Below are 9,522 nucleotides of genomic sequence, written 5' to 3'. Positions count from 1 at the left end.
CTTATATGAGCGGTAGGGCATAAGTCTGCTAAGTAACACTCTTGTAATTCGGGTGTAGAAATGGGGGAATTAATAAATGGTTGAGAGTTCATGGTTCTTCCAACTCTTTTACAGCCTTTTCATATGGTTTGAGCAGGAAATTTTTGCCATTTCGAGGTTTAGGCAAGGCATCTTTATGTCGTAGAAGACTCCCCGAATTTGACCCAATTCACATCTTGGCGCGACAGACCGCGCAGATTCGTGCATCCTATTTGCGGGAGGCAGCAAGCGGCTAGCAGCCACAACAGCGGCCTTCCGGCTCGTCATTGAAGTCTGATGAAGGGTAATCATGAAGCAGCAGGGGATTGTTGTAGCGCTGATTGTCAGCATGGGGGTGCTGACGGGCTGCGCTATAGGACTTGCTCCATGGAGCGCGAAGGAGAACCAGCCAGATACCGTAAAGGAGGCGGGGGACACTTTCGGCACAAGTATGGACAAGGCGGCAGATAACGCTGACAATCCGGGGAACGCTGTGGAATCTACCGGGGATGGGGGATTCATCGATTCCAATGGCACGCGCGACAGCGGTGATGCTGGTGCGGATTTCAGCATCACCGCAAAGGGGGAGGAGAACGGCGTTCTGCCGCCATTCGGCAGCTTCGACCGTACAGACCCAGATTTCGACCTATTTGATCCTTGTACAGAAATTCCAGAGGAGAAGTTAAAGGAGGCTGGACTCGAAGGTAACGGCGAGCACCGCCTCATCTTCTCCGACATGAGCACCTGTAGCTTTTTCGGACAAAGCTCGTCTGGAAATCCGGCAATGGTTTCAATCGCTTCAAGCACGAAGTCTTACACTGACATTGAAATTCCGTTAGGAAAGCGAGAGATATATCGGGGGATTGAATTACCAGTAGTAGCTTTTGAAGACGAATTCGAGGGCGACTTGATTTGCACTGTGAACATCAACACTGTGCGAGGGATGGTTAGTGTGGGCTTTGGCAATACCAAATTGCAAGAAGATAATCGGGAAAATTGTAGACAAGCAGAATTAGTACTTAAAAAGCTTATCGATTAGCTCAGAATCAGGGGGACCAGTGCGTATTTCGATTGAAAACATGATGTCGACTCAATTCCAAATCAGTAAGTTGTCACGCCAAATGCAACAGATTGCGGCAAAAGCGACTTCGCCAATTGATGGAAGCTTCTCCAGCGTCAATGGAGTAGGTGATGTGGGGGCGATTCATCAGCGAGTGATTGCTACAGATCCTGGCTCCGCCAGCAATTCGCTTCGCAGCTTTAACGAACAAATTCAGTGGTTGGCTAAGACACTTATGGCTGAAGCTCACGGCTTTGAATCACAAGACGCAGTTAACAGCCGAGGTCTGGACATCGCTGACGCGGGAGGTTCTGTAGCGGGTGAGGCGATGCCGGTGATGAATCAGCCGGATCCGGGGTACAGTCCATTCGGTTTTGTGATGCCGGTGGTCAACGTCGGGCCTGACTTGTTGGGGCTGGCGATGGACTTGTTGAATACCAAGATCTGGAGTGTCTCAGAAACCAATTCACGGTGGAAGAGCCTCGCCGACGAGGTCACGGCAATTGTTGATGGATTGAATGAGGCGGCTTCTTCGCTGGAATCCGAAAATGATAGTGAAGCAACCGCGCGGGCAGCACAAAAGATCCGATCTGTGGCGGAATCAGGTAATCACTTCATCGCTAATGCTGAGGTGATGAGCCAGAAGCTTTTCGGCTTCCAAGCCAACCTGATGGCGTCGCAGCCCAAAGCAATGTCCTTGGCCATGTCCGCGATGGCGATTCCTGATCCAGCAGCACGCAAGGCCGCCGAGCAGGCAGGTCTGGCGTTTATGCAAAACGCACTCCAAACCCAAGTGGTCGCCGCGATGCCTTTCCAACATGCGCTAATGACAACCATGCCACCGTCAGGCGGCGGCGATGTAAGCAGCCAATTTGGTGGCGTAAATGGCAATGGCCAACGTTTCGACACCAACACGGTTGCATGGCCGCGAAGGATTGCAGAAGCAATCGCTAGCGGGAAATTGGGCCCTGGCTCTTTTGGAATCGTCGATGGTCAGGTCGAAGGGCTGGAAGGCCTTGGGATGACAGATTCTGAGATCCAAAAGTTTAACCAAGACCTGCTCAACGGTGGCAGGGCGTCGCTAGCGCAGCTTGGTGCGCCGATCTCAGCAGCAGACCTTGCTACTAGTGGTGCCAATGCCAGCACATCGGTAGGCGCGCCGACAGGCCACACCATGGCTGGTTTGGGTGGGGTTGGCGCCCTCCCGCAGAGTACTGGCGCCAACCAACACATCAATCCAGCGACGCTTGCAGCCAATAGCGGTGCGGGGCTAACACCAGCGAATTCACATGTGGGAGTTCCCGCCATGATTGGCGCACCAGCAAGCAAGAGCTACGGTTCTGGTAAGCATGCCCTGGGGCTAAGCAACACGGGTGCGCTAAATCAAGGCAATGGAGCCGGTGTACCTGGGGCATTTAGCACCGGAAGCGGAGCGGGCGGAGGTGCACTTGCCGGTTCGGCGGGCACGGCGGGCGCTCGTGGTGGATCGCTCAGCACAGGAAGCATCGGCAATGGTTCGCACATGGGAGGTGGCACCAACACAACCCTGACTGCGGCACGTGGGGGAGCCGCTGCTCGTGGCACCATGGGGCGCGGGATGATGCCCATGATGGCCGGGATGGGGCGTGGTGGTGGCGAAGATCGACGTATCAAGTCAGTCACCAGCAAAGTCGAAAGCGACCCAAATCGACGGGATCTATTAGGGGAGCCGCCAGCCGCACTGCCCGGCGTCATCGGAGCATGGGCACGTGAAGAAGGATAGAACCGACTCGGACTAAAAAGAATGGCGCCCATGCACAGTGCATGGGCGCCATTTCTTAGTTTTACAGAGCCGGTACTACCTGAGTCTCAACCACGACGTTCGGGTTAGCAGGAGCAGACTCGGAAGCAGCCGGATTGTTTGCCGCGGTGCTTTCGGATGCCTCGCTCGAAGACGTGGACTCAGCAGGCTTCGGAGCCTTGCCAGTGTAGGTGGAAGCGTTGTCGATCTTCTCGCTGGTGGAATCCTGCTCGTTCGGTGGGTGGCAAGCTGCCAGAGACAGACCTGCAGCGAATACCAAACCGGCGGTTGCGAAGCGGGAGAACTTCTTCATGGGTGCTCTTTCTCCAGAATGAGTTGAAACTAAGAATATGAAATTAGGACTCGCGTGGAGTTGCGGCCTTAGCTGAATCATACGGCGCTGCGGATTCCACCGTGACCGAAATGGTCTTGCCATTTGGTGCGGTGTACTCGCGGGTCTCACCTTCTTGCGCTCCGATCAGGGCAGCACCCAGCGGGGACTGCTCAGAGTAGGTTTCAAGATCCTTGTTGTCAGAAGCAGCAGCGCGGGTACCGATGAGGAAGGTTTCCTTATCGTCCTTGTCACCGTTGTAGTAAACGTGAACCACGGAACCGATGGCGGCAACACCCTCCTGGATAGCGGTGCGCTCAGTGGTGGCGTTTGCCAGAACCTCAGAGATCTGCTTGATGCGGGCCTCTTCCTGGTCCTGCATCTCGCGGGCGGCGTCGTAGCCAGCGTTCTCCTTAAGGTCGCCTTCTTCGCGTCGCTCGTTGATTTCCGCAGCGACTACCGGGCGGTGGTCAATAAGAGCTTGCAGCTCTGCTTCAAGCTTGGCCTTGGTTTCCGGGGTGATGTACTGCTTCTGCTGCTCAGCCATAGTGCAACCTTCCGTAAAGCGGGGAGAATTCAAAATATTGCGGGCCTTGCACAATTGCAGGCCCACCTAATGGAAAAGGTCAGCTCCCACCGTGCAAACTCGCAGGAGGTGCGACCTATCCTAAGCGCTACAAATCCTAGCACACGCGGGTGATTATCACGGCGTCGCCTAGCGCAACAGCGCGAGAAGCTGTTGTGGGATAGAACCGTTGTGAGGCGGCTTTGCTGCTGTGCTGAGCAGATGAGCCGGTTTAGCTATTGGACTGCTCCACATAGTCCGGGTTATTCATGTTGAGATAGCTCGGCACGTTGCCCGAACAACCGTAAACGCCGCCGGCTACCGCGCGGTGGTTAGTGGGGACGTCGACAGCAATGCGTTGCACCTCAGCGCCGCCGGCAGGAACAGCAAATTCGCGGCGGCCCACCTCAGCCTTGGAGTAATCGTAAGCCTGGACTATGCAGTACGCGTCCTCATCGATGTGGTTGCGGGTGACGTCAGCCCAGACGCGGATGGAGTCGTCGGACAGCACCTCGTGTGTGACGTAGGAGATGCTGGCGTTGACCTCCTCGCGCTTTTGGAAGTACTGGACACCATAAACAATCGCGGCGATGAACATTGCCGCGAAAACGAGCACAATGGCCTTATTAGTAAAGCTTGAGGTCTTAGTCGCAGAGTTGTCTGCCGAGGGGCGGGCACCGTAGCGAGCGCCTGAACGGGGGGTACCGGCGGAAGTCATAGTCAATAGTCTATCCAACACTCAAGATTTTCAAACTATCCACTACACTGGACTCCTGTTCCTATACCAGTGCTAGAGGAGATGAACCCACAGTGAGCGACAAGCGCCTGCTAGCCATCCACGCGCACCCCGATGATGAATCCTCCAAGGGTGCCGCCACTACAGCTAAGTATGCAGCCGAGGGCGCGGAAGTGCTCGTGCTTACCTGCACCGGCGGCGAGCGCGGCGACGTTATTAATCCCGCCATGGATAAGCCAGGCGTTAAAGAAAATATGGGAGCCATCCGCCACGAAGAGATGGCACAAGCCGCGAAGGCTCTCGGCGTTAAGCACCAGTGGCTCGGCCATGTTGACTCTGGTCTCCCCGGTGGTGATCCATTCGATCCGGAACTTAAGAGCTTGCTGCCTAAGGGCTGCTTTGCTCTCATCCCAGACGAAGAGGTGGCGCAAGAGCTAGTGAAGACGATTCGCGAGTTCCGCCCCCAGGTTATCATCACCTACGACGAGATTGGCGGCTACCCGCACCCAGATCACCTCATGGTGCACCGTGCATCCATGATTGCCTGGGAGAAGGCAGGAGATCCGTCCTACCACCCAGAGCTCGGTGAGCCATGGGAGCCACAGAAGCTTTACTACACTCACGGATTTGTCTATCAGCGCATGAAGCTCTTCCACGACCTTCTCGAGGAAGAAGGCAAGTCCAGCCCGTACGGCCCCATGCTCGCGCGATGGGACACAGCATTCGGCGACATTATGGCAAGAGTGACCACTCAGGTTGAGTGTGCAGACTACTTCCAAAACCGTGATGACGCCCTGCGTGCGCATGCGACGCAGATCGATCCGGCCGGCGCGTTCTTGGCCACATCCGTAGAGGTCCAGCAGCGCCTGTGGCCAACGGAGGAGTTCGAGCTTGCGCAGACTCGTGTGTCGACTGAGCTTCCAGAAAGCGATTTATTTGCAGGAATTACTGAAGTAGGGGAGTCTTAAGATATGAGCGCAATTGATTCGCTAGTTCTTGCTGCAAGTGACATCCAGACCAATGTCTTTTTCCTTGCCCAAGGCGCAAAGGAAGGCCCCATGGGCCCAGAGTTCGGTAAAGCTTCACCTATCGGCCTGTTGATCCTCGCCCTGATGGGCGCGGCCGTCCTGTTTGCTGGCTGGAACTTTCACCGCCGCTACTCCCGTTTCCGCCGTCGCACCATGTTTGCTCAAGACCATGGCATTGATCCTTTCGACGATGAAGCCGTTGATGCGGCAATGAAGGAAGCCGGTGTCTTTGACAACCGTAAGCGTTCTTTCTTGTAGGCGAAGTTTTATGCGTCGAAACCGGAATGTTGTATAAGGAAAAATAGTGAACTTCCTGAGCCAGTTGCTGTACCCCGTCTATGAGGCACGTTTGGCGCGCGCGATTAAAGGAAAACCGCAGCCACGCCACGTAGCCATCATGGCGGACGGAAACCGCCGCTGGGCTCGGGAAGCTGGCTTTACTGATATCAGCCACGGTCACAGGCAGGGCGCAAAAAAGATCAGTGAGATGATCTCGTGGTGCAAAGACACTGACATTGAGGTCGTCACCATCTATCTGCTGTCCACGGAGAATCTTAAGCGCAGCACCCAAGAAGTGCAGCTGCTCTTCGATATCATCTCCGACGTGGTAAAGCACCTGTCCGAGGGAGACTTGGACTGTCAAATCCGACTCGTTGGACACCTTGATTTATTACCTGCTGAGGTTACCGAGAAGATGCGCGCCGCAGCGCAGGCCACTGGGGACAACAAGGGTGTCATCGTCAACATCGCCGTTGGCTATGGCGGCCGCCAGGAAATCGTCGACGCCGTCCAAAATCTCATCCGCGACGAGGCTCAGAAGGGGCATAGTACAGAGGAAATCGCCGACTCGGTGACCGCAGATGCCATCACTAGCCACCTCTACACCAAGGGGCTGCCGGACCCAGATCTGGTCATCCGCACCTCCGGTGAACAGCGTCTTTCCGGATTCTTGCTCTGGCAGGCGGCATACTCCGAGATCTGGTTTACTGACACTTATTGGCCGGCATTCCGCCGCGTCGATTTCCTCCGAGCGCTGCGTGATTACTCGCAACGCTCCCGCCGTTTCGGAAAGTAGGTCTCCATGACCACCGTAATCTTCGACTCTGTTTACGGTTCTACCCAGCGCTACGCCCAGGAGCTGGCAAATCAGCTCAACGCCGAAATCTTGCCGCTCGCTGACGCTAAGAATCAAGCACACCTGGACAAGCTGGGCGTCGACAAGCAACCGCTCATCGTCATGTCCCCGGTGCATGGCCCATCGATTACCGCCGCCGATTTTGTAAAGAAGCATGACTTTGGTGACCGCCCAGTGGCCGTCGTGGTCGTTGGGATGACGCTGCTTGAGGAAGCGCGCGCGAAGGACCAACTCGCGATTCCGCTGGCGAAAAAGCCCGCCGTCGAGCACTTTTATTTGCCAGGTCGGCTGAACTATTCGGAGCTAAAGTTCAAACACAAGATGATCATGAAGACCATGATCGCCGCGCTGCGTCAGAAGAAGGACCGTACCCCGAACGAGCAGAACATGGTCGATTGCTACGAGCGCGACGTCGATGAGACCAACTTTGCGGAGCTGGCGCCCATCGTTCAATGGGCACAGTGCAACTCCTAAAGCTTGCGCATGCGCACCTTTTCCACCAAATGGTGTGAGCCTTTGCGCAGTACGAGTGAGGCGCGGGGACGCGTGGGCAGAATATTTTCCACAAGATTTGGCAAGTTGATGGACTGCCAAATCTCGCGGGCCTGCGCGCGGGCCTCGCTGTCATCCATCTCCGCATAGGACGCGAAGTGCGCGCCCGGCTCACGGAACGCGGTGTGGCGTAGGTGGAGGAAGCGCTCGATGTACCAATGCTCAATGTCGTCCACCCGCGCGTCGACGTAGACGGAGAAGTCGAACAGATCCGAGACCATCAAGGTAGGGCCCGTCTGCAGGACGTTGAGGCCCTCCAGAATCAGGATGTCGGGACGGCGCACCACCTGGTATTCATCAGGCAAAATGTCGTAGGAAATGTGCGAATACACTGGCGCCTTGACCTCAGCCTTGCCGGACTTCACGTCGGTGACAAAACGCATGAGTTTGCGGCGGTCATAGGTCTCTGGAAAACCTTTACGCTGCATGAGGCCGCGCTCGTTGAGAATATCCGCGGGGTAGAGGAAGCCATCGGTGGTGACCAGATCCACTTTCGGGTGGGAATCCCAACGCTGGAGCAGCAATTGGAGTACACGGGCGGTGGTGGATTTACCTACAGCCACCGAACCCGCGATGCCTATGACAAAAGGAACGTGGGCGGGGTCGTTGCCCAAGAATTCTTCGGTGGCGGCGGTCAGTTCCTGGCGTGCTGCGACCTGCAAGTGAATAAGACGCGACAGCGGAAGGTAGACGTCAGCGACTTCATCGAGGTCAATGCGATCGCCGATACCGCGAAGCGCCTCAACTTCCGTGGCGGTAAGAACCTGGGGCATCGACAAGCGTCGCTGGCGCCAGGTTTCGCGGTCAAAGTCGAGGTAGGGACTGGTGTCGGTAATACGCGCCATTGCCTAATTGTCGCACTTCATCGGTTCTTGGTGAAAGTTGCATGTATTTAGTGGCTGCAACAGCCCCCGCGTGGGGGCGTGGCAGTTAATATGTAGAGCAGGTTTGAACCGACCTTGTAAGCAACCGAGAAGGGAATCAACGCTTCCATGACTGCCAACAACTCCGCAGACGTGCGCTACCAAGAGATGCGCGAGCTGGACCCGGACGTATTTAACGCCATTAACGGCGAGATTGCCCGCCAGCGCGACACCCTTGAGATGATCGCATCTGAGAACTTCGTCCCACGTGCCGTTCTGCAGGCACAGGGTTCCGTCCTCACCAACAAATACGCTGAGGGCTACCCCGGGCGCCGCTACTACGGCGGTTGCGAGCACGTTGACGTCATCGAAGATCTGGCGCGTGACCGTGCCAAGGAGCTCTTCGGCGCTGAGTTCGCTAACGTCCAGCCGCACTCCGGTGCGCAGGCAAACGCTGCGGTTCTGTCCACCCTGGCGGAGCCGGGCGACAAGATCCTGGGTCTGTCCTTGGCACACGGTGGCCACCTCACTCACGGCATGAAGTTGAACTTCTCGGGCAAGCTGTACGACGTCGCCGCATATGAGGTTGACCCAGAGACCATGCGCATCGACATGGACAAGCTGCGCGAGCAGGCCATCAAGGAGCAACCGAAGGTCATCATCGCCGGCTGGTCCGCATACCCGCGCACCCTGGATTTTGCGGCCTTCCGCTCCATCGCCGACGAAGTTGGCGCCAAGCTGTGGGTGGACATGGCCCACTTCGCTGGTCTGGTTGCTGCAGGACTGCACCCATCTCCAGTTCCGCACGCTGACGTTGTCTCCACCACGGTTCACAAGACCTTGGGCGGCCCACGCTCCGGTCTGATCCTAGCTAAGCAGGACTACGCTAAGAAGATTAACTCCAACGTCTTCCCAGGTCAGCAGGGCGGCCCACTGATGCACGTCATCGCTGCTAAGGCTATTGCTTTGAAGATCGCCGCTTCGGAGGAGTTCAAGAACCGCCAGGAGCGTACCCTCGAGGGCGCACGCATCCTTGCTGAGCGTCTGACCGCTGCTGACGCAAAGGCTGCCGGCGTGGACGTTCTGACCGGCGGTACCGACGTGCACCTGGTTCTGGCTGATCTGCGCAACTCTGAGCTCGACGGCCAGCAGGCTGAGGACCTCCTCCACGAGGTGGGCATCACCGTGAACCGTAACGCTGTGCCGAACGATCCTCGCCCGCCGATGGTTACTTCCGGCCTGCGTATCGGTACCCCGGCACTTGCTACCCGTGGCCTGGACGCAGCTGCGTTCACTGAGGTTGCTGACATCATTGGTACCGCTCTGGCGCAGGGCAAGAACGCTGATGTTGAGACCCTGCGCGGACGCGTTGCCAAGATCGCTGAGCAGTACCCGCTCTACGATGGCCTCGAGGACTGGAAGCTCGTCTAAAAGCTTCCTTCCAAGCTAATTCA

At 56.6% G+C, this 9,522-nt stretch carries 11 protein-coding genes; 7 read left to right on the top strand and 4 right to left on the bottom strand.

Annotated elements, in window-relative coordinates; genetic code table 11:
* Positions 1-328: 328 nt before the first annotated feature.
* Both CHU71_RS08575 and CHU71_RS08570 read left to right on the top strand, forming a co-directional pair.
* Positions 329-1,057, top strand: coding sequence for a DUF3558 family protein (locus tag CHU71_RS08575; RefSeq protein WP_147760797.1), 729 nt, complete (start codon positions 329-331; stop codon positions 1,055-1,057).
* A gap of 19 nt (positions 1,058-1,076) precedes the next feature.
* On the top strand, positions 1,077-2,840 hold the full coding sequence (locus tag CHU71_RS08570) for a hypothetical protein (protein ID WP_255456420.1): 1,764 nt from the start codon (positions 1,077-1,079) through the stop codon (positions 2,838-2,840).
* A 61-nt stretch (positions 2,841-2,901) separates the two neighbouring features.
* Here the strand turns inward: CHU71_RS08570 and CHU71_RS08565 are convergent, their stop codons facing one another.
* The 3 genes from CHU71_RS08565 to CHU71_RS08555 all read right to left on the bottom strand — a co-directional run bounded on the left by CHU71_RS08565 (position 2,902) and on the right by CHU71_RS08555 (position 4,472).
* The gene (locus CHU71_RS08565) at positions 2,902-3,171 is read right to left on the bottom strand and encodes a hypothetical protein (RefSeq protein WP_147760796.1); all 270 of its coding nucleotides are present in this window, start codon (positions 3,169-3,171) and stop codon (positions 2,902-2,904) included.
* A 43-nt stretch (positions 3,172-3,214) separates the two neighbouring features.
* A complete protein-coding gene (gene greA, locus CHU71_RS08560; protein WP_046645439.1) occupies positions 3,215-3,736 on the bottom strand; it encodes a transcription elongation factor GreA in 522 nt (173 codons plus the stop codon).
* Between the two features lie 250 nt (positions 3,737-3,986).
* A complete protein-coding gene (locus CHU71_RS08555; RefSeq protein ID WP_147760795.1) occupies positions 3,987-4,472 on the bottom strand; it encodes a DUF4307 domain-containing protein in 486 nt (161 codons plus the stop codon).
* 92 nt (positions 4,473-4,564) lie between these two features.
* On the opposite strand from CHU71_RS08555, the gene mca reads away from it, so the two are divergent.
* Genes mca through CHU71_RS08535 form a run of 4 tightly spaced genes read left to right on the top strand, consistent with a single transcriptional unit; the run spans position 4,565 to position 7,127 of the window.
* A complete protein-coding gene (gene mca, locus CHU71_RS08550) occupies positions 4,565-5,458 on the top strand; it encodes a mycothiol conjugate amidase Mca (protein WP_147760794.1) in 894 nt (297 codons plus the stop codon).
* 3 nt (positions 5,459-5,461) lie between these two features.
* Complete coding sequence (locus CHU71_RS08545; protein WP_046645442.1) at positions 5,462-5,776, top strand: hypothetical protein; 315 nt, start codon at positions 5,462-5,464, stop codon at positions 5,774-5,776.
* A 46-nt stretch (positions 5,777-5,822) separates the two neighbouring features.
* Entirely contained in the window at positions 5,823-6,593 is a 771-nt protein-coding gene (locus CHU71_RS08540) for an isoprenyl transferase (RefSeq protein ID WP_147760793.1), read from the top strand.
* Between the two features lie 6 nt (positions 6,594-6,599).
* The gene (locus CHU71_RS08535) at positions 6,600-7,127 is read left to right on the top strand and encodes a flavodoxin domain-containing protein (protein ID WP_147760792.1); all 528 of its coding nucleotides are present in this window, start codon (positions 6,600-6,602) and stop codon (positions 7,125-7,127) included.
* Here CHU71_RS08535 and coaA read toward each other — a convergent pair.
* Positions 7,124-8,050 carry a type I pantothenate kinase gene (gene coaA / locus CHU71_RS08530; protein WP_046645443.1) on the bottom strand — a complete coding sequence of 309 codons (927 nt, stop codon included), beginning with the start codon at positions 8,048-8,050 and terminating at the stop codon, positions 7,124-7,126. The two genes, CHU71_RS08535 and coaA, sit on opposite strands and share 4 nt — an antisense overlap.
* A 147-nt stretch (positions 8,051-8,197) precedes the next feature.
* Between coaA and glyA the strand changes: the two genes are divergently transcribed.
* Positions 8,198-9,499, top strand: a complete 1,302-nt coding sequence (glyA, locus tag CHU71_RS08525) for a serine hydroxymethyltransferase (protein WP_070419842.1) — start codon at positions 8,198-8,200, stop codon at positions 9,497-9,499.
* The last annotated feature ends 23 nt before the right edge of the window (positions 9,500-9,522 follow it).

Source organism: Corynebacterium sp. LK14, assembly GCF_008042215.1.
GTDB lineage: Bacteria > Actinomycetota > Actinomycetes > Mycobacteriales > Mycobacteriaceae > Corynebacterium > Corynebacterium striatum.
The sequence above is the reverse complement of the archived record's forward strand: the minus strand, read 5'-3'. Positions and strand labels throughout refer to the sequence as shown.

Bases quoted from the DNA above. Each gene is read 5' to 3' on its own strand.
- CHU71_RS08545 (WP_046645442.1), top strand. From the start codon at position 5,462: ATGAGCGCAATTGATTCGCTAGTTCTTGCTGCAAGTGACATCCAGACC.
- coaA (WP_046645443.1), bottom strand. From the start codon at position 8,050: ATGGCGCGTATTACCGACACCAGTCCCTACCTCGACTTTGACCGCGAA.
- CHU71_RS08565 (WP_147760796.1), bottom strand. From the start codon at position 3,171: ATGAAGAAGTTCTCCCGCTTCGCAACCGCCGGTTTGGTATTCGCTGCA.
- CHU71_RS08535 (WP_147760792.1), top strand. From the start codon at position 6,600: ATGACCACCGTAATCTTCGACTCTGTTTACGGTTCTACCCAGCGCTAC.
- CHU71_RS08575 (WP_147760797.1), top strand. From the start codon at position 329: ATGAAGCAGCAGGGGATTGTTGTAGCGCTGATTGTCAGCATGGGGGTG.
- greA (WP_046645439.1), bottom strand. From the start codon at position 3,736: ATGGCTGAGCAGCAGAAGCAGTACATCACCCCGGAAACCAAGGCCAAG.
- CHU71_RS08555 (WP_147760795.1), bottom strand. From the start codon at position 4,472: ATGACTTCCGCCGGTACCCCCCGTTCAGGCGCTCGCTACGGTGCCCGC.
- glyA (WP_070419842.1), top strand. From the start codon at position 8,198: ATGACTGCCAACAACTCCGCAGACGTGCGCTACCAAGAGATGCGCGAG.